The sequence below is a fragment of the Maridesulfovibrio spiralis (SeqCode) genome, assembly GCF_048571135.1.
Lineage (GTDB): Bacteria > Desulfobacterota > Desulfovibrionia > Desulfovibrionales > Desulfovibrionaceae > Maridesulfovibrio > Maridesulfovibrio spiralis.
This window is the reverse complement of record NZ_CP182344.1, coordinates 4,439,123-4,459,032: the sequence shown is the minus strand read 5'-3', so window position 1 is coordinate 4,459,032 and position 19,910 is coordinate 4,439,123. Positions and strand designations below refer to the sequence as shown.

At 47.8% G+C, this 19,910-nt stretch carries 16 protein-coding genes; 4 read left to right on the top strand and 12 right to left on the bottom strand.

Annotated features, from left to right (window positions below; genetic code table 11):
• Positions 1 to 141 precede the first annotated feature (141 nt).
• From ACNI29_RS20015 to ACNI29_RS20005, 3 genes are all read right to left on the bottom strand, one after another.
• The gene (locus ACNI29_RS20015) at positions 142 to 1,437 is read right to left on the bottom strand and encodes an alkaline phosphatase family protein (protein WP_419780136.1); all 1,296 of its coding nucleotides are present in this window, start codon (positions 1,435 to 1,437) and stop codon (positions 142 to 144) included.
• 157 nt (positions 1,438 to 1,594) lie between these two features.
• The gene (locus tag ACNI29_RS20010) at positions 1,595 to 2,479 is read right to left on the bottom strand and encodes a DUF2156 domain-containing protein (protein ID WP_419780135.1); all 885 of its coding nucleotides are present in this window, start codon (positions 2,477 to 2,479) and stop codon (positions 1,595 to 1,597) included.
• A complete protein-coding gene (locus tag ACNI29_RS20005) occupies positions 2,472 to 3,863 on the bottom strand; it encodes an MATE family efflux transporter (protein ID WP_419780134.1) in 1,392 nt (463 codons plus the stop codon). The genes ACNI29_RS20010 and ACNI29_RS20005 overlap by 8 nt, the downstream gene beginning before the upstream one ends.
• Positions 3,864 to 4,149: 286 nt before the next feature.
• Here ACNI29_RS20005 and ACNI29_RS20000 point away from each other — a divergent pair, with 286 nt between their 5' ends.
• Positions 4,150 to 4,557: a winged helix-turn-helix domain-containing protein gene (locus ACNI29_RS20000; protein ID WP_419780133.1), complete on the top strand. Its 408-nt coding sequence runs from the start codon at positions 4,150 to 4,152 to the stop codon at positions 4,555 to 4,557.
• A 66-nt stretch (positions 4,558 to 4,623) separates the two neighbouring features.
• On the opposite strand, the gene ACNI29_RS19995 is transcribed toward ACNI29_RS20000, so the two are convergent.
• The 8 genes from ACNI29_RS19995 to ACNI29_RS19960 form a co-directional block, all read right to left on the bottom strand.
• Positions 4,624 to 5,478 carry a hypothetical protein gene (locus ACNI29_RS19995; RefSeq protein ID WP_419780132.1) on the bottom strand — a complete coding sequence of 285 codons (855 nt, stop codon included), beginning with the start codon at positions 5,476 to 5,478 and terminating at the stop codon, positions 4,624 to 4,626.
• Between the two features lie 298 nt (positions 5,479 to 5,776).
• Positions 5,777 to 8,035, bottom strand: coding sequence for a carboxyl transferase domain-containing protein (locus ACNI29_RS19990; protein ID WP_419780131.1), 2,259 nt, complete (start codon positions 8,033 to 8,035; stop codon positions 5,777 to 5,779).
• Between the two features lie 9 nt (positions 8,036 to 8,044).
• Positions 8,045 to 9,463 (bottom strand): biotin carboxylase N-terminal domain-containing protein, encoded by a 1,419-nt coding sequence (locus ACNI29_RS19985; protein ID WP_419780130.1) that lies wholly within the window; start codon positions 9,461 to 9,463, stop codon positions 8,045 to 8,047.
• Between the two features lie 398 nt (positions 9,464 to 9,861).
• Positions 9,862 to 10,470 carry a tetratricopeptide repeat protein gene (locus ACNI29_RS19980; RefSeq protein WP_419780129.1) on the bottom strand — a complete coding sequence of 203 codons (609 nt, stop codon included), beginning with the start codon at positions 10,468 to 10,470 and terminating at the stop codon, positions 9,862 to 9,864.
• 183 nt (positions 10,471 to 10,653) lie between these two features.
• A complete protein-coding gene (locus ACNI29_RS19975) occupies positions 10,654 to 11,925 on the bottom strand; it encodes a Y-family DNA polymerase (protein WP_419780128.1) in 1,272 nt (423 codons plus the stop codon).
• On the bottom strand, positions 11,925 to 12,359 hold the full coding sequence (locus tag ACNI29_RS19970) for a LexA family protein (protein ID WP_419780127.1): 435 nt from the start codon (positions 12,357 to 12,359) through the stop codon (positions 11,925 to 11,927). Before ACNI29_RS19970 ends, ACNI29_RS19975 begins: the two co-directional genes overlap by 1 nt.
• Before the next feature lie 99 nt (positions 12,360 to 12,458).
• Positions 12,459 to 13,376: an exopolyphosphatase gene (locus tag ACNI29_RS19965; RefSeq protein ID WP_419780126.1), complete on the bottom strand. Its 918-nt coding sequence runs from the start codon at positions 13,374 to 13,376 to the stop codon at positions 12,459 to 12,461.
• A 129-nt stretch (positions 13,377 to 13,505) separates the two neighbouring features.
• Complete coding sequence (locus ACNI29_RS19960; protein WP_419780125.1) at positions 13,506 to 13,928, bottom strand: universal stress protein; 423 nt, start codon at positions 13,926 to 13,928, stop codon at positions 13,506 to 13,508.
• A gap of 828 nt (positions 13,929 to 14,756) precedes the next feature.
• On the opposite strand from ACNI29_RS19960, the gene ACNI29_RS19955 reads away from it, so the two are divergent.
• The 3 genes from ACNI29_RS19955 to ACNI29_RS19945 all read left to right on the top strand — a co-directional run bounded on the left by ACNI29_RS19955 (position 14,757) and on the right by ACNI29_RS19945 (position 18,517).
• The gene (locus ACNI29_RS19955; protein ID WP_419780124.1) at positions 14,757 to 15,329 is read left to right on the top strand and encodes a TetR/AcrR family transcriptional regulator; all 573 of its coding nucleotides are present in this window, start codon (positions 14,757 to 14,759) and stop codon (positions 15,327 to 15,329) included.
• A 187-nt stretch (positions 15,330 to 15,516) separates the two neighbouring features.
• Positions 15,517 to 17,592 (top strand): transporter substrate-binding domain-containing protein, encoded by a 2,076-nt coding sequence (locus ACNI29_RS19950; RefSeq protein WP_419782124.1) that lies wholly within the window; start codon positions 15,517 to 15,519, stop codon positions 17,590 to 17,592.
• Between the two features lie 19 nt (positions 17,593 to 17,611).
• Positions 17,612 to 18,517 carry a TIGR01777 family oxidoreductase gene (locus ACNI29_RS19945; protein WP_419780123.1) on the top strand — a complete coding sequence of 302 codons (906 nt, stop codon included), beginning with the start codon at positions 17,612 to 17,614 and terminating at the stop codon, positions 18,515 to 18,517.
• Between the two features lie 234 nt (positions 18,518 to 18,751).
• Here the strand turns inward: ACNI29_RS19945 and rsgA are convergent, their stop codons facing one another.
• Positions 18,752 to 19,792, bottom strand: a complete 1,041-nt coding sequence (rsgA, locus tag ACNI29_RS19940; RefSeq protein ID WP_419780122.1) for a ribosome small subunit-dependent GTPase A — start codon at positions 19,790 to 19,792, stop codon at positions 18,752 to 18,754.
• Positions 19,793 to 19,910: the final 118 nt, after the last annotated feature.

The window sequence follows — 19,910 nt, the reverse complement described above, 5'->3', positions numbered from 1 at the left end:
GGTAATTGTAAATATTGATTTGGGTATTAAAGTTTACCCCGGCGAAGCCCAATAAAAGGGTTTAAGCCGCCGGAGGCGAAATCATATTAATAAACAACGTTTGAGCGTATCAAAATGCCCCCGGCAGGGTCGCCGAAGGCTCTAATCTGGCAAATTGATATCAAACCAGTCAAGTATGATTTGTCCGGTCTGGTGTATGGATTCGATCTGTTGCCCGTCGGAGCTGTAGAAGAACGCATCTTTTACGGTATGCGTCCCGGTCCTGCCGTGGAAACCAAATATCTCGTCACGGTCAAATTTGGCTTTGAGATCAAATCCCGGCTTGGCGGTGCAGATCAGGTCCGGCGGGTTGCCGGTAGGACTGTCACCGTATGCTTCGCGTTGGGTCAGAACCTGTTGCATAACCTGTTGCCCGTTGAATTCGAGCTGTATCAATTTTGCTGAGATTTCAGTCGCGATTTTGTCTGCCTGAGCATGGTCGACCTGTCCGCGCGCGAAATCAGACGTATGGATATATATTCTTCCGGGATCAAGGGCAAATGCTTTGCTGGTCGGGGAGATGATTGTGGAATCCCATTGGTCTTTTGCCGGATGGGTGTACTCAAGGTATCCATTTTGAACGAGAAAAGTGTTCAGGTCCACTTCGGTTTCAAGGGCGGCGAAGCCGTGGTCTGCGAAGGATATCAGTTTTTTCTCACCCGGCAGGGCTTCGAATTTATCCAGCACAATACCGATTGCCCGGTCCCATTTGCGCATGAACTCAGTTGCCTTGGTATAGAGCGGATGGTTCTCGTTTTCGAAGGCGGGGTAAAAGAAATGGAAGAGACGGTCGGTCTCTGTGAAAACTATGGTGAATAGATCCCAAGCGAGATCGTTCCAGAGCAGTTCAAGAGCCTTCAGGCGGCAGTCAAGTGTGCGCGAGACCTGATCGAAAAGGTATTCCGGGTCCATGATACCCCGGCTGGTGTCTGCTTCCAGCTGGTAACCTGCATCACGCAAAGGGCCGAGCAGAAACGGCGGCTGCACAGCCTGCTCAAGAGTATCAGCTACAAAACCGGAAATGAGCATGCCCCGCAACGGCTTGGCTGGATAGGTATTAGGCAGGTTGATGACTTTACTGATCAGTCCTTTTGCGCCCAAAGCATCAAAAATAGTCGGGCAAAGCACTTGCTCAAAATTATTAATGGACAGGGTGTAGCTCTGCGGATCAATAGAAGTAAAGCCGTAAAGTCCATGCTTTTCCGGCTTTTGTGCCGTAAAGAAAGATGTCCAGTTTACAGGGGAAAGTTCCGGCAGTTCAGCGGATATCGGAGAATTTTTCCCGGCAATACGTGATAAATTGGGGAGCTTTGCTGCCCATTTGAGTGCGAGAGAAGACGGAAGCCCGTCCAATCCTAAAACAACAAATCTTTTACGTTCTGTCGGAGTTAAAAACATATTTAATCAACTGACGAAATTAATGAGCTGAGCGGCGAAGCCCTGATGAAAGGTTTTGGGATTTTTAAACCCTTTTTTCAAAAGGGTTTAAAGCCCCCGGCAGGGTCGCCGAAGGCAAAATCTTTTTATTAAAAGCGCGTAGCGTATCAAATTAAATTTACAAAACTACAAGCTCATACTTTTTCATGAAATGTACGGGATTGTATGACTCTTTAGCTTTTCGCAGGCCGGGTTCACCGAGATCCTGTTCGCGGTTGACGAATTTCTTGTCGCTGGCGTTATTCTCAAGGAACATCTGGTTGATGGCCTGATAGACGCCTTTGAAATAGGTATTTCCTTTTTCGAAATGGATTACGATGGTGTCGTCTCCGAGCGGTTCGGCAATTGTGTAGGCTATGATCCGGTTGCCTATACGCAGGGTTCCGCCGGTAAGATTGCGGATAGTATCCATTTCTTTGAGTACCTTGGCGATGGCTTCGTTCTCGGCCACCAGTGCGGGGGAGAAGTTGTTTTCTTCCTGCCAGCGATACCATTCGAGCTGCATTTCAAGCACTTCTTCGACGCAATCAGGGGTGATTTCGCGATACTCGTAATCGTATTTCTTCATGAACTGGCGGTACAGGTTTTTCTTTTTATGGAACCGGTTTCCGCGCAGCTCGATGAGTTCCTGAACTGAGTACACGTAATCGAAATGGTCGCGGTTCTCTGTAATTTCTATTTTGTCGCCGAATATTTCCTTAAGATGCAGGGCCAGCTCTTCAGGAAGACGTGTAAACTTAGTGCCGGGGGTATTCAGTAGTTCGCATTTGCTCCAATCCGCACTGAACCAGTCGCCGATAGGGGCCCAGTTGATAGCTTCGGGTTTGGTCTGGCGTATGTGGATCAGTCCAGACTCAGCACAGCGTATTTCGAGTCCGTAGTGCTCGGTCCAGCCCCAGATATTGGCGAAGGTAAAGTCGGAAGTGCGCTGCGGGCAGGCCGCAAGCGCTTTATCAAATTCGTCTTGGCATTCAAGGGTAATGGGCTTGAATTCGTTATTCATTACTGGTCCTTTTATTGTTTTTCTTGATCATGCTGAATTTCTGCCAGTTTCTGCACGAGAATGTGTAAAAAATTATAGATGCCTGCACGCCTTGCGAAATGAGCATAGCCATCCAGATTCCGGTGGGGGAATGCATAACCTGATGTCCAAGCACGTATGCCAGCGGCAATCTGCATCCCCAGACAGTGACGGCAAAAATGAACAGGTTGTAGATGGTCGCACCTGCACCGTTCAAAGCCCCGGCCATGATCATGGAGGTCAGGGTAAACGGAATGGCAAGCATATTATAATAAAGATAGTTTACGGCTTCATCAAGGACCACCTGTTCCGGGGCGATGATGGCGGTTACCGGGTATATTACCTGCCAGAGCAGAAGTGCGGTGACGCTCAAAAATCCTATGGCCAGAAATAGAATTCTATAGCCGAATTTTTTGGCTTCGTCAGCTTTGCCGTCTCCTAAGTAATGCCCAATGATGATTGAAGCGGTCATGTTGAAGGCAAAAGCGGGCAGGAAAAGAATTGACTCGATACGAATTCCCGCAGTCATGCCGGCCAGCGCGATAACATTGTTTTCCGGCAGACTGGCGGTAATGGAGTAGAGCACCATATATCCGGAATGCCAGACCAGTTGCATCAATCCGCTGGGCCACGCGACTTTGAAAAGATATGGAAAGGCACTTTTCATCCAGCGCAGCGGAGCCATGGTCTTGCGGCGCAGATGTCCCATTTTGAAAAGGACTCCCATGTTGAAGATAGCCCCGGCCGTTATGGAGCCGAAAGTGGCCCATGCGAGACCTTTGTAACCCAGATCAGGTATTCCCCACATACCGAGTCCCAAGCCGAGGTCACCGATGGTGTTGAGCACGGTAACGATGATCATGCTGTAAAGCGGCAGCATGACACGTTTCTGGGCCCTGAAAATAGCATTGGTGATGATCAGCATGTAGTAGATGGGTACGAGGTAGAGGAATACCTCGATGAAATATTCCATCACATAGCGCATTTCCTGCGGGACTTGCAGGAGGGTGAGAAGTCCGTTGCGGAAAGGGAACCCGATGATAAAAATAGTTGAGCCGAGCACAGCTCCAAGGATGATGCACAGCCCTACATAACGGGTTGCGCGGGCCAGCAAACCGGCCCCGATGGATTGGCTGATGGCCGCAACTGCTCCGTTGGCTGTTGCCATGGCTATGACCAGAAAAAAGAACAGGGATTGGCTGATCATGCCCATGGAAGCCTGAATTTCACGGCCCAGTTTGGATGCCACCCAAACATCCACAAGACCGATCATCAGGTGGAAGAGCATCATCAAAATTTGCGGCCATGACAGGTTCCATATTGTTCTGTATGGAGCGTTGGTCATGTCGGCGGTGGTCATATTCATAAGCGGGAAAAACTCCGTATAAAAACTTATCTTAGACAGCCGTAATATAGCGGATTCAGGTTTAAGGAATCAGAGGAAAGGTGGATTCGGCTGTGGAGCTAGCATTTTAGTTACAGTTTCAGGAAATGCAAGGGGCGCGGGGCCATAATATTATTTTTGCCGCGCTTTTATAATTTATGGTTCTAGATTCATTCTCATGACCTTGGTCATTGTACTTTGTGGTCGGGTTTGTTTATGTTAGGAAAAACATGAATTCAGAAGTGATTGGTAAATACAGGAGGTTTTAATGTCGAGTGATGAAAATTTCTGTCCCCGCGTGCGGTTGAATCTTTGGCTGGAAACAGAAGAAGGTATGCTTTTCGGTCTCGGAAGGGCTCAGCTGCTGGAGCAGATTGAAAGACAGGGTTCGCTCAACAAAGCGGCCAAAGCACTCGGCATGTCCTACCGTGCGGCTTGGGGCAGACTCAAAAATACTGAAGAAGTTCTCGGCGATTCTCTGGTGCTGAAAACCAGAGGCCGTAAAGGTTGCAGCCTGACACCCCTTGGTGAGCGTGTGCTGGAAGATTATCGCCAGTGGGTGCAGGAAGTTGAGAATTTTGCAGTCATGACCGCCCGTAAATCCTTCCCTTGGAATATCGCTTCCTATGAAGAAGATATGGAGCGCATCGCTCAGGAAAAGAAAGGCAAGAAGTAATAGTTCGGTTTTAAAGTACCGCTGTAGATATAAGCCCCTTGCAACCTCGGTTGCAAGGGGCTTTTCTTAGTTCAGAATATAATCAAGATATTTGTTGTCAGACGGGCGATTGTTCTGGGTGTCATTGTTGTTTGAGTTGTCAGGTTTGTTGTTGGCCGGTTTGGGGTCCTGCTTGTTTTGATAAGTGTTGCCTGAGTTGGAATATCCCGTATCCTGAGTGTTAGAATAGGAGTTGTTGTTTGTAGCGGCAGGCGGGGGATTATAGCTGCCCTGACGCGTGCAGCCCGGTCTGTTTACGTTGACAGTCACGTTGGTATCGGGGTTGGTGTTTGAATTGATAGTCGGGTTTTGGTCAGGAAGGCTTTGCTGGTTATTGTTGTAGGTATTTGAATAACCGGAATTGGTCGGCCCGGAAACTCCGGGATAATGCCATGCATTCATGGAATTTCTCATTTGAATTCTGACCCGGTCATGTCCTTTCATCGCGTAGCCTACGAAAATATAATTTGTTCCCCTGTAGTTTGAAACGACAAGGTAAGAGTCATACCATTTCCCATCGCGGTCCCATCCTGAAAAGAATCTGAGTATTGCCGGATATCCGGATACGTGTCCCGGTTGTTCGTTTAAAAGGCGTTGGTAGGGCATGCCGTTACGCCGTAAATCTTGAGTCCACTTGTCGAGTTCTGCAACCAGAGAAGTTGAAGCACTGCTGGTGGCATATAGTTCAATCACCGCGTCGTTAGTTTGCGGAACGCATCGTTTGAGAAGAGTGCGGTATCTTAGCAGCGGGGGCATCTGTTTTGTTCTCTGCCAGTCAGAAGGGCATTGCAGTCCATCGGCCATGCTCCCGGCCATAGAAACTGCAGGCAGCAGGAGGGTTGTAAAAATTACCAGAATTAAAAGTCTTACAGCTTGTTTCATTTTCTGCCTCCTGCTTTAAAAATTTCAGTCCTTAGTTATTGTATACCACTATCGGGAACTGTGACAGCATATTTTATTTTGCAGGAGTCTACTGGTATTGAAATGGAAATTGGCGGGAAAAAGGTTTCTTTTTATTGGGAAAGTTGAGTCGTATTATATTAGAATTCGGTTGATATGTTTCTTGAAGGTTTGAAGGAACGCTTGATTTGATTTTAATTAAAGAGCTTAGCTGCAGACTAGAACACCCCCTGTTTCCGAAGGAGCAGGGGGCGTTCTGTATATGAGGGGTGTGTGGATATTATCTGTAGTACAGATTGCGTCCGCCTACGGTCAGGAATGCCTGATGCAGGTTTCTGCGGATATCGCGGCGGTCCCAGATGTCCTGAATGTGACCTCTGGAAAGCGCGTTGTATGCGGAATGGTAATCCGGCGGAATATCCATACCGGTGGTTTCTTTGATAACGCCCGGACCGGCAAAGCCGATGCGTGAAGAACGCACAGCGTACTGGTAGGGGGAGCAGCCGAGGAAACTTGCTACCGGGCCGGCGTAGGAGTTGGTATCGTAGAGAACGATATACAGTCCACCGGACTCGATGTAGCGGCGTACAGCCATGGTTACACGCGGCATCTGGATAAGGCCGTTGGTACCTTCCTGAATACGGATACCGGCAGTACCGTGTACGTATGCGAGGAAGGGGTAACGTTTCTTACCTGCCAGTTCAAGGGCGCGGATGAATTTTTCACCTTCTGCTGCACCTACGGAGCCGCCGCGGAAGGGGGCTACTAAGGTTGCACAGGTCACCTTAGTGTGCTTGATGGCACCTTCGAAGGTGATACAACCGGACTGCAGACCTGTTTTGGCTTTTGCAGCATCCAGCCTCTCCTGAAAGTTGGGGAAGCCGGTGGGGTTTGCGGAGCAGATGGATTTGTTGAACTCCCGCACTGTGCCCCAGTCGAAAAGGTTCGCCATGTACCAGCGGTATTCCATGGGGAAATGATGACCGCAAGTGGGGCAGACCCCGGCGAATTCGTCGAACAGGTCGCGGGACCAGATTTCGAGACAGCCGTTTTTCTCAGCGTTGGGACAGGTAATTTCCTTGTCTTCGCTGGCACGGGGGCTGACGTAGTGGCGGTAATCAGACGGTGGTACGTCCGGTTCCGCATCTTCGGAGAGTTTGGTCAGAGCCGCTTCAACTTCGGACTTGGTTTTGGAGCCAGCACCCATCTTGCCGATGAGCATGTGCTTGAGCTTGTCGAACTTGTTGGTTACGACGTGCATTTCGTCCTTGGCTTCTTCGGCAAGGGCCTGAATCTTGGACTGGTACTTTCTGATCATATCGTAGCGGACAGTGGAGTACGCTGCGGCCATAGCGTCAACTTTTGCGGAGTTGAGCTTTTCGAGGAAAGAACGCTTGTCCTCGAAACTGTCCTGCGCCATGCGGCGGTACTTCTTGTAACGCTTCCAGAGCAGGCGGTCTTTGGCATTGGGGCTGATCTGCCAGCGAACGAATACGGATTCGTCAGTGAGATCTTTTTTATTGCGGTTCTTGATGGCCGCTTTACTGAACAGGCGCAGGCCCTTAACGCTCAGCACAACTTCGTCGGTTGCGCGGATAACTTCCGCACGGACCATCTTGTAGAAATCAAAATGTACGGGGCGTGCACCGAGTGCTGGTTCGCGGATGATGCCGTCGATGTAGCCGAAACGCAGGTTGTCGTCCGCAGTGATACACTGGGATTTCGCGCAGGTTTCGATCAGTTCGGTCGGTGCACGTTCTCCGCCGCGGATACGGCCTTCAATAGCGGCAGCACCTTCGGGGGAGATAACAGAGTAGTAACCATGGGAAAGCATGAGCCTTTTATCGGCCATGGCGATTGCTTCCGCACCACCGGAACCACCTTCGGAAATAACAGAAATGACAGGCACATCAAGGCCGCACATTTCGTAGATGTTTTCCGCGATCTGCTGTGCTGCTCCGGGGTAATCTTCCACGGGAAAGGAACCGGGAGTGAATACGTAGGTGTGGATGGGAATGTTTTCGCGGGCGGCAACTTTCATGTAGCGCAGGGCGTTGGCATTACCCCAGGGCTTGATGCAGCCGCCGTTGCGGAATTCCTGACCGTGGCCTTTTTCCTGACCAACGACCATAACCGGCTGGTTGTGGACTTTCTTGCCCACGCGCCGGGTGATATAGGCACGGGCGATGACCATGCCGGGGTCGATGCTCATATCATCCTTACCGCCGACGACAGTGTAGTTGTCGTAGACGTTTTCAAGGATGTCTTCGAGGCAGATTCTTTCGGAGTGACGTACGATACGAACCTTGTCCATGGCGGACAGGGTTTTATCGAGGTCTTTTTCCAGTACTGCGAGGCTCTCATCGTAGGTGTTGAGTTTGTCCCACAGCTCTTCCTGAGTCTTGTTTATGCTGGTTTCAAGGAATGCATCAAGCTTGCCCGCAAAGGCAGTAAGGCGTCTGTCCTCGGCTTCACCGAGAATATCACGCGCATACTGGACCCGCTTGACCAACCCGTCCAGTTTTTTTTCAATATCCATAATGTATTATTAGAATTCCAGTATGTTTGTTGATTTCTTGGCCAGAAACTTGAGGTTGGACTTAAGGGAAATTTCCTTTCTGTCCTTACCTTCCAGAACGAATTCATTCAGGAATTCGAGTCCGCGTTTCTTGGATTCTTCAAGGTCTTTGCCCCAGATGATGGCCAGTGCCAGGTTGGGGTCAAATTCTGTGGGAATCTGATAGGGCAGATCTTTGGGGATGTGGGTGTGCATCTTGAGCCATTCGTGCTCGTCCCAGTGGAGATTTTCGATTTTGCCTGCCCATGGTGCGAATTTTTCATCAGTATCTTCAGCAATGATCCTGTATTCGATTCCCACACCTTCAAAGGTGATGTCATCCTGAGTGTAGCCCATATCATCACCCAGAGCGAGTCTGATCTGTTCTTTGATCAGGTTCACATCAGAATTGCCTTTGATACGGGAGATGGCAGCAGAAACACCGTTTTCAACCTGAATACGGGTGTTGACTTCCATGAGGAAGGGTGCGCCTTTAGGAGTTACAATCCATTCCCATGTTCCTACGTTGTCGTAGTTGATTTCACGGGCCATGTTCAAAGAGTGTTCAACGATATCGTCGAGAACTTTCTTTGCATCAAAGGAGTAAGCGATGCTTTCCGGGCAGAATCCGGGAGCAATTTCGATCCTCTTCTGGCGTCCGGGGCTCTGTACGGAGCAGTTACGGGTGCCGAAGTGGACGTGTTTTTTACCGGAACGTTCGGAAACAATCTGAACTTCAAGGTGGTTGAAGTTGAAGATACGCTGCTCAATGAGTACGCCTTCGTCGTTGAAGGTACGCAGGGAGTAGTTTCTGATGCGGCGGTATACCTGACGGAATTCCTCGATGGAGTAAACTTCGTCAATACCCATTCCTCCACCGCCTGCGGAGGCTTTAACGAGAACTACGGGGTTGCGTACACCCTGTTCTTTCTGGAATTCGAACAGGTTGGATGCGATTTCTTCTGCTTCCAGCTCGTCGTAGATTGCTCTGTCGGAGCCGGGAATGGTAGGAACGTCGAGCTTTCTAGCCAGACGTTTGGTGTTGATTTTGTCACCGAGATCGCGGATTACCCACCATGAAGGACCGATAAAGGTCATGGGGCGGTCACGCTCGGTTACCCTGCGTGCAAACCGGAAGTTTTCGGAAAAGAAACCGTATCCGGGATGAACCGCAGTACACATGGTCTCGTCCGCAACAGAGAGAATATCCCCGGCATCGTTGTAAGACCTGATTTTATAGACTGCAGCTTCACCGCCAAGCTTTTTTGCCATGGTGATGTGTCCTGAGTCCTTGTCCTCTTCCGTGTATACACTGACAAAACTGAGTCCGAGATCTTTACACGCCTGCATGATGCGTACGGCGATTTCGCCTCGGTTAGCAATAAGTACTTTATCTGTTTTGGGATTCAAAACGACTCTCCTGAGTCTTTCTGGTTAATTTCAATATATGATTTTTGGTAGACTGTTTTTTTACAAAAATACGCAACCGTTTTAAGCCAAATAAGGCTTCTGTCAAGCTAAATATAACTGACACTTACGTAGGTATAATGGTGCCTGCTCCGGGTGTGGAGACAAAATTATAACCAGTTAGAGCAGTTAGGTTGGTGGTTTTGTTGGAAGTTGACCTTTCATGACGATCCGATTTTTCGGACATGGGTTCAGCCAGAATTCATTTCAGCTTGCCCTGATAAAACAAACACGCGCATTTCGTCAAATTTCTAAAGTTGGCACAACTGGCGTCAGAAAAAATAAAATCCCGCATTCTGTCATCAAAATGCGGGATTGGTTTTACTCAGGCAGACGGTTGATTAGATGAGGCCGAAGCTCAGCATCCCGAGGATGTCTGTTTCTTCATCTTTCGGTTCTGTCGAATTCGGTCCGGATTTGGCTTTTGTGGACTCTTCGATGATTTTATCCACCGCCAGATTTTTTTTGTCTTCAGGAAGACTAAGCTCCGCCACGAAGTTCTCTGTGTCGGATATTTTCTGGGCTGTGAATTTATCCTGCCAGACTGACATGCGGGTATAGATGGTTATGTGCTCAAGGGCTTTCTCGGAATTTCCAAGCTCCTTGTAAGCCCGTGCCAGCTTACGGTGGGCCAGTCTGATGTGTCCCTGTTCCAGCTCAAGGTTGAGGCCTTTGCTGATAACGTCAACCGCTTCCTTGTACTTGCCTTCCCGAAGGTAGCAATCCCCGAGCATGATGTAGCTGGGGCCGTATTCCGGGTTGGAGTCGATTGCTTTTTCAAAGTAAACAGAAGCCGCCTTGTCTTTATTGAGCATGAAGGCGACTGCGCCTGTCTGGTGAAGCCCTGCGGCTTCGTTTTTTGTGCCACAGCCGGTAAGTAATGCTGCGGTTATCAGGGCCAGTCCGATGAGAGAGGCTGTTTTCCTGATGCGATTGAATTTTTTACTCATAATTTTGTGAATCAGTAATCCTGTTTTTCCCCGGTTAGGGCTTTTGAGTTTTACTTGCACTTCGTTTAATGCCCGAAACTTTTCGAATGGGCAAGCAGGATCGGGACAGGATTTTGCCTTTTTACTCTACTGTTAAAGGAGGGGGTGGTCTTAGGCAGGTTATATATTTTTGATTTTACAGAATTAGCCTATGCTGGGCAGTTCGTCCCAGCAGGTCGTGTAGGCCGGTGATTTAAATTTTCTGTTCATCTGCCATGGCTGTTCGATTCCCTCTGAAGCATAGCTCAGGGTCTGGCGTCCGAAGCGGGAGTTTGTTGCATCCAGCAGGTTCATGAGTTTATCTTTTTTGACCGGATTATCCTCACGCTCCAGTTCCAGCAGATTGCATTGGCGGTTGTACTTGCCGCAGAGATCAAGCAGGACTACGCCTGTTTTCTTGTAGCTGTATCCTTCCTTATAGATAGATCGGATGCATGATTGCGCAATGCGGATCAGTTCCGGGGTGTAGTCTGTGGCAATGGAAAACATGTGTGTTGCCGAGTTGGAATATTGTGGCAGATTGTTGAATCGGTTGGTGGTCAGATAGGCCATAACCCCACCGGTCAAGGAATTCTGCTCGCGCAGTTTTTCTCCGGCCCGGGCCACATAGGTTGCTACGGATTCTTCAAGGTCGGTGAGGGTGGAAACGGGGCGTCCGAAAGAACGGGAGGATGATATGCTTTTTTTGGGCTGAGGGGTATTGTCCAGCTCAAAGCAGGGAGTTCCGCGTAGTTCAAAAGCAGTGTGCAGTCCGGTTATGGACATATTCTTTTTGAGCCACAGGTTGGGCAGGTCACGGAAGGCGCGGGCAGTATTTACTCCTCGAGCGGTTAGTTTTTTACCGTGTCGTCTACCGATGCCCCAGATGTCAGTGACCGGGACTCTCTCCAGCAGGCGGTCCATATCGTTGCGGCCGCAAAGACTGAAGGTTCTGCCGGTCTGCTTATGTTTTTTAGCGAACGATGCGGCCAGCTTGGCCTGTGTTTTCGTTTCCCCGAAGCCCACAGAGACTGGAATCCCGGTCCATTTTAGAATTCTCTCTCTGATTTCGCGGCCTATAGATGGCAGTTCCCGAAGCATGCAGGGCGGGAATTCGAGGAAGGATTCATCAATAGAGTAAACTTCAAGATCCGGGGTGATTGATGCAAGGGAGGCGGTCACCCTCTGGGAGAGGTCTCCGTAGAGGGCGTAATTGGATGAAAATATTTCAACCCCGTGGTGCAGGAAAAAATTTTTATACTTGTAGGCCGGAGCGCCCATAGGGATGTTCAGGTTCTTGGCTTCCTGCGACCGGGCTATGACACAGCCGTCGTTGTTGGAAAGGACAACCACAGGGCTGGTCTTGAGTTCCGGGCGAAAAAGACGCTCACAGGACACATAGAAATTATTACAATCCACCAGTGCGAAGATCCTCATTAGACTGCCTTGTGGATTATGTATGTGACCACGCCCCATATTTCGAAAGATGTTTCGGCTGTTATTTCCAGCGGGGAGTAATCCGTGTTTTCAGGAATAAGATAAATTCTGCCGTTTTGTTGCTTTATTCTTTTTACGGTCAGTTCACCGTTGACTACCGCAATGATGATCGAGTTGTGGTGGGCGTCTTTGGACCGGTCTACTATCAGAATATCGCCTTCTTTGATGTTGGCATCAAGCATGGAATCGCCATAGGCGCGTACCAGAAAGGTTGCGGCTTTGTTGCTGATAAGCTGCTCGTTGAGGTCCATCTTTTTATCGATGTAATCATCTGCTGGAGAGGGAAAGCCTGCGATGACTTCAGATAGGAGCAGGGGTAGCTCTATTCTGTCTATAGCTTCCGGGGAAAGTATTTCTGCGTGACTAAAGTTCATGTTTATTTTGTATTGACTTTTTGTATTGCGTGTCAATCTTAAATAAACAATACTTCCAAAAAAGAACCTGAACGGAAATCCGCTCAGGTTCTTATAATTTTATTTTTTGTTCATGAACATGGCAACCATCTGACCCAGTACAGCGTCTGCTTCGTCGTGGGGGACCTGACAGGTTCCGACCTGCTTGTGCCCGCCGCCGCCGAATTTGAGCATTACGCTACCTACGTCTACTTTACTGGTGCGGTTGAGGATGCTGTGTCCGACAGAAAAAACTGTGTTTTGCTTCATCTTACCCCAGATGATCTGGATGCTGATGTTGCACTCCGGGAACATGGAGTAAAGGGTAAACCTGTTTCCGGGATATATTTCTTCCTGTTCGCGGAGGTCGAGAATTGCCACGTTGCCGAACATTTCTGTCCGGTTTTTCAGCATTTCGCGGAACTGCTGATCTCTTTTAAAGTAGAGGTCCACGCGTTCTTTGACATCGGGAAGTTCGAGAATCGCGCTTATGGGGAGTTCGCGGCAGTAGTCAATGAGGTGCTCCATGAGCTGGTAGTTGCTCACCTGGAAATGCCTGTATCGTCCCAGCCCGGTGCGCGGGTCCATGATGAAACCGAGCAGTATCCAGCCTTTGGGGTCGGCTATTTCTTCGGCGTTGAGGTCGCCGCTGTCCACCTTGTCGACGTAATGAAGCATTTCGTCGAACTTGTCGCCGAACTTATCGTTGCCGCCAAAATATTCCCATATAACGCGGGCCGCGCTTTTGGCTGATTTGGACATGCCTTTGTAGTCGAAGTCCATGTTAAGGCGTTCGTCTTCACTGGAATGGTGGTCAAACCAGTATCCACATCCTTCAATATAAGGAACGTTGGCAACTATGTCGTTGGGGTCGCCGGGATAGCGTCCGTCCTGCACATCTTTCGGGTGGACAAACATCCAGTTGTCCATGATTCCTATTTCTTTGAGCAGAACCGCACAGGCAAGGCCGTCAAAATCAGATCGTGTCAAAAGCCGCATTAAACTCTCCATCTGCTGGGATGAATAATTAAAAATATCAATAATAACTTTTGAAATACTTAGTTGAAAACAAATTTAATTACAATCTCATTTTAATTATAGATTGTAATATTTTTAAAAATACCGGGATTATTTTACGACCAGTACAGGGCATTGCGCAGTGTGCAGCACTTTGTGGGTGACGCTGCCGACAACAAGTCCTTCAAGGTCTGATTTGCCTTTGGAGCCCATAATGATCAGGTCGCAGCCTTCAGTTTCGGCAACCGTTTTGATTGATTTCGCAGTTGATCCTCCTATAATTTTTTCTTCATAATTGATGTTTTTGTCTTTGATGTTCGCAGTCTGTTTTTCAAGTACGGCGTATGATTCGCGGGTGGCATTGTCGATCGCTTTCTGGAAATTGGGTTCCCCCAGTCCGGTGGGGACCGGGCGGTGGCAGTGGAGGACTATAAGCTTTGCGCCGGACATTTCGGCAAGGGAGGTTGCGTATTTCAGTGCCTGTGCTGAATGCTTGGAGTCGTCAACCGGGATGAGTATTTTCGAAAAGATCATGTTTGTTCTCCTTAAGGGTGTTTTGAGTACATTACTTTAAGCTCCGTTTTGCTGCAACAGTATCTATTCTGTCTCTTGCCTGAGTCTATGAATTTGATATGGTTGAATAGTTGATCAGTTCTTTTTCGGGTCAAAATTACCCAGTTTCAAGTCGGTAAATTAGGTTTTTTAGAGAGTGTTTTTTCGTTGTTATGTTCTTTTAAATCAGTATTTTATGTGTGAAATTGATTAAATGATCAAAAAAATAAAAAAATTTGTTGACAGGATTCAAAACTGAACGTAGATATTGTTTCCAGTTGATGTCGCTCTGAAAACGAGTTCAGGGTAGATGTCTGCAAGGGCTGATGCAGCCTTCAGGTTTAGCATGTTTCCTGCCTTCGGCGACTGTAGGGGTTTCCGGGAGTTAGTTTGAAAGCTTCGCCTGATAAAGTTGGATGACGATTCAACCTCAGCAGCTGATTGTAAGAGTTACTTTGACACAACACGGGGGGAAGCCCGCATCTCTCCCCGGGTCTGATGGACATCAATTTTGATCGGATAAGATTTCAGATGTACGAATAATTATCGTACACATGGTTTTAAAAGATCAGCTTAGTAAAACACCTTCCGTTTCCATTCCTTAAAGCATAGGCCCCTCCACCACCGGAGGGGCTTTTGTTCTTTAACGGCAAAGGCTGTGGGTATGAGTTCTTTGGAGAAGGGATTTAATATTCATAAGGCTTGAGATTAAAGGGGTGACCACTTTCAGAGTTGACCTTTGCTTGAATTTCCGTGTAATGATTTTTTGTGTCGATAAATTTCAACAAATTGAAATAACGAGACTTTATAATGACCAAAAAGGATACAGTTTTAAAGGCGGCCAAGGAGCTTTTCGGCGAGCTGGGTTACAGCGGTACCACATTCAAGAAAATTGCAGATCGCGCCGGTGTCGCGGTAGGACTGCTGTCTCATCATTATGGGAATAAGGAAAAGCTTTTTCGTGCGGCAGGTTTCGATGTTGCTGAACGTTTGACTCAGGCTTTGCAGGATGAAGTCGTGCAGGCGGAAAACGGCTTTGATGCTGTCTACAGGTTTGCCCGCCGTTACCTTGAGTTCTCAGTTGATCCCGATGAGGATTTTTTGGTGCTGATCAGGTGTTCGCCTTACAGTGATCTCAAAACCGGCGAGGATCGTGACGCTATGGTCCATAAATTCGTTCAGATTCCGGTCCTGTTGGAAAACTGTGTTGCCCGTGGAGTGCGTGACGGTTCAATCCCGAGTGTGCCTGTGTCAGAGACTGCTTCTGTAGTGCTCTGCAATCTGGTAGGTGCAGTCAGAACCAATCTGCTCACCCCGTATAGTCCGCCAAGTCTTTACAAGGAAATTTTGAATTTCATCAGCAGAGCGTTGAAAGCTGCATAGCTTTCTGATTGTTGTGATTCTATTGCCCCGTGCAGTTTCGACTGCACGGGGTTTTTTGTTTTCAATGCTGATTTTATGTAATTTCTGGACAGAAGCTATATGGATGACCTATTATTGTTTTTGAATTTCTTTAGGGTGGATGTTGTACGGCTTTAAGTTGTGAACAAGGGAGTGCGTTTTGTTTGCAGTGATAAATGCAGCAAGGCAAGTAATTGCTTTGTTGCTGGTGCTTATTGGGATTGTTTCGGCTACGTCTGTTTATGCCGAAAGTATTCTTGTGGAAGGAGACAGCAATTATCCTCCATATGAATACTTGGAGGATGATGTTCCGAAGGGATTCAATATAGACATTATTCGTGCCGTAGCTAAAGCATCCGATCTTGATGCCAGAATCAATCTTCGCCCTTGGGGCGAAGTTATAGAAAATCTGGAAAAAGGAGCCAGCGACGTGGTCTCCGGTATGTTTTTTACTCCTGCCCGTACAGAACTTTTCAGCTTTTCCATTCCTCATAATATTGTATCCCACTCAATTTTTGTCCGCAAAGGTTCGCCTATTAAAGGTCTTGATGATTTGCATGGTAAGGAAATACTCGTCCAGCGCAGCGATATCATGCATGACTATGCCCTTGAACACTATCCTGATGCCACAATCGTTCCTGTCGCATATCAGGACGATGCATTGAGAATCCTTGCGTCTGGCAAGCATGATGCTGCTCTGTTGGGGAAGTTGTTGAATCTGTTCCGTGCTTCTGAGCAGGGGATAGATAATCTGGAAACAACCGGAGCCGATTTTGCCTTCGGTAAATATTGTTTTGCTGTCCGTAAGGATGATCAGGAATTATTGAGCAGGCTGAACGAGGGGTTGAACCTGATTAAGAAATCAGGTGAGTATGATGAGATTTATGAAAAGTGGTTCGGAGTTTATGAACGCAAAACCCTTTACGATAAGATTCTCCATTATGCATTTCTGGTTTTGACTCCTTTGCTGGCGTTTCTTTTGCTGTTTATACTCTGGGTCGGTCTGCTGCGGCATAAGGTCCGGAAGAAGACTGAAGAATTGCGTTCAGAGCTTAAGGAACGGCATCGCGTTGAAAAGAGTTTAAAAGAAACACAGCAGTATCTGGCAAGCATAATTAACTCCATGCCGTCTGCCATCATTGGCGTTGATAAAGAATGCCGCATCAACCAGTGGAATATAGAAGCCGAAAAAGTTTATGGACGCAGTCGGGATCAAGTACTGGATAAAGCTTTGGAGTTAGCAGTTCCGGAGCTGAGCGCCCAGTTGGACCGAGTGCGGAACTCCCTTCAAAGCGGTGAGCAGGAAGTTGACCGGATGGTCCGCCGATATGTGGATATGCAGGTTCGCTATGAGACTGTGACTATTTATCCCCTGACTGAATCCGGGATGGAAGGTGCAGTCATACGTGTTGATGATATCACCGAGCGCATGAATTTTGAGCAGATGGTGATGCAGAGTGACAAGATGCTTTCTATTGGCGGGCTGGCTGCGGGAATGGCCCATGAAATAAATAATCCACTGGCGGTTATTTTAGGGAATGTCCAGAACATCATTCGCCAGACATCCTCCGGCCTGCAAAAAAACGATGCTGTTGCCAGGGAGTGCGGAACCTGCATGAATGCTGTCCACGGTTATATGGAAAAGAGAGGAGTTTTTCGTAAGATTGATAGCATATATGAGGCGGGAGTCCGGTCTTCTAATATTGTATCAAATATGCTGAGTTTCAGTCGCAAGAGTGATAAAGTAAAAGGGTATCATGCCTTGACGGTCCTTTTGGATAAGACCGTGGACCTTGTTTCCAGCAGCTATAATTTGAATGAAAAGTATGACTTCAAGCAGATTGAGGTTATTCGAGAATATGAAGGCGGTGTTCCTAATGCATGGTGTGAAAGCAGTGAGATTCAACAGGTCTTTTTGAATCTCATCCGCAATGGTGCCGAGGCCTTGCAAAGCAAGCATTATGAGACAGGTGGGCCGCGTTTGATTTTACGGGTTAAGCGTGCCGGGGACATGGTCCGGGTTGAGGTTGAAGATAATGGACCCGGCATGGATGAAAGGGTAAGCAAAAGAATTTTTGAACCGTTTTACACCACTAAAGAAGTGGGTAAAGGTACTGGGTTGGGGCTTTCGGTTTCCTATTTTATTGTAGCAGAACACCATGACGGAACCATGGAAGTTGATTCCATGCCTGGGGAGTGGACCCGTTTTGTAATTCAGTTGCCGATAGACAAGTCAAAGTGTTGATTTGCGGCAGGGAGGGACCATGCGAGTTGTAGTTACCGGCGGAACCGGATTTATCGGGAAGAGTTTGAGTCGTGAGTTGGTTGCCAAAGGGTATCAGGTTATATGTTTGACCCGTTCCAGCCGTCCTTCCGAAATTTCCGGTGTGCGGAATGTTGTTTGGGACGGTCAGAGTTCATCGGGATGGGCGGAGTATGCGGACGGTGCTGCCGCTATTGTTAATCTTGCCGGAGACAACATTGCTTCCGGACGGTGGAGCAAGGCCAAGCAGGAATCTATCCTCAACAGCAGGGTCAATGCTGGGCTGGCTGTAAGCGAGGCTGTAGCAAAGGCAAAAGTTAAACCTCAGGTTGTCATTCAGGGTTCCGCAATCGGTTATTACGGCAATTGCGGTCCTGAGCCGGTTAATGAAACTTCGCCCAAGGGGGATCTGTTTCTTTCTGATGTAGTGGAAAAATGGGAAGCAAGTTCCAAAACGGTGGAAGAGCATGGTGTGCGACGGGCGATTATCAGAACTTCCATGGTGTTGGGTAATGGGGGTGCTCTGGCAAAAATGATTACTCCGTTCAAGATGGGATTAGGCAGCTATCTGGGCGAGGGGCATCAGGGTGTCTCATGGATTCATATCAAAGATGAAGTCCGCGCGATAATCTTTTTGATTGAGAACGAGAAATGCCGCGGCATATTTAATCTCAGCTCGATCCACCCGTTGACCTTCAATCAGTTTGCCGATTCCCTGGCGGGAGTCTTTGGCAAGCGGGTTTTTTTGCGTGCTCCCGCCTTTGTTATGAAATTAATACTGGGCAGGATGGCCGAAGAGTTGCTTCTGGGTGGTCAGTTTGTGATGCCGGTAAATTTGATTTCTGCTGGCTTTAAGTTTGATTATACTGAGGTGGGCGAAGCGTTGTCTGCTATTGAGAAACGTTAAGTAAATCTTTTATAGTTTTGTTTTAATTATTTTGTGTGATCAAGTTGCCCAAGAAGATCAGCCGGTACTGAAATAAAAAGCGGGATGACGATAAAAGTCATCCCGCTTTTCAGTATCAAATTCAGCGAAGCTTATTGAAAGTTTTTGTGATTCTTAAAAGCCTTATTTAAAAAGGGTTTTAGCCGCCGTAGGCGAAATCTTTTAATTTAGGCGTGAAGCACATCAAATGCCTTTTTATTTTTTCCACTTACGGGAATAGTTCTTTTTCTTCCCGTCCTTGCGTTTTGTGCGTTCAGCTATTTCTTCAGTATTTTTTTCAGCTTCTTCTTTAAGCTTCAGGTAATTATCCAACCTGCGTTGGGTAATGCTGCCGTCTTCGAGTGCTTCACGGACACCGCAACCGGGTTCGCGCTTGTGGCTGCAGTCTGAGAAACGGCACATATCTTCTGCTTCGACTATTTCACTGAAAGCGCGGTTGATACCCGCATGACAGTCATGAAGCTGCAGTTCCCTGATTCCCGGAACATCAATGAGCAGTGCGCCTGATTTCATTACATGCAGAGAACGGGTTGTTGTGGTATGCCGACCTTTGTCGTCGCCATGGCGGATGGCCCCGGTCTTTTCTTTTTCAGTGCCGTTGACGGTGTTGAGCAGGGTTGTCTTGCCGACACCGGAAGAGCCGAGCAGGGCTACTGTTTCGCCTGGTCTGAACCATTTTTGGAGACATTCAACACTTTCCGGGTCTTTGCCGTTAATGGTTACAATAGGCATGCCTTCATGTAGATGCTCAGCCTGCTTGCGGTATTGTTGCGCTTCTTCGGTCAGGTCTTCCTTGGTCAGGACCAGCGTGAAATCCACTCCGGCTTCAAGGGCAAGGCAGATGTAACGTTCAATTCGATTCAGGTTGAACTCGGTATTGCAGGACGAAACAATGAAAAGTGTATCGATATTGGCGGCAATGGGTTGCAGCTTAACTTCCTGCCCCGGAGCCATGCGTTGCAGCAGGCTGGTCCTGTCCAGAACTTTAACCGGGACCATTGTTTCACGATCCATAAGCAGCCAGTCACCAACTGTCGGTTGTTCGTTTAGGCTTCCGATACCTTTCCCGGCAATCTTCAATAACAATTCAGATTCGCCGGTGGAAACAACCAGATGGCCCTTGTGGGTCATGGTTACCCGTGCGGGGAGATATTTAGCACTGTCTTCAGCTTCGTATTGTTTTTTGAAGCAGTCTTTCCAGCCTAATTCGTTCAGTGAATATTTCTTTTGATTCAATTAATCCTCCAATTCATAAATCTAAAGTACAAATTGAAGACAGGCAAGGGCAGACATACTAGATATTACAATTAAGCAGGAATATTCCAAGTAGGGTAAATCTGTTTTTCTTTCTTTA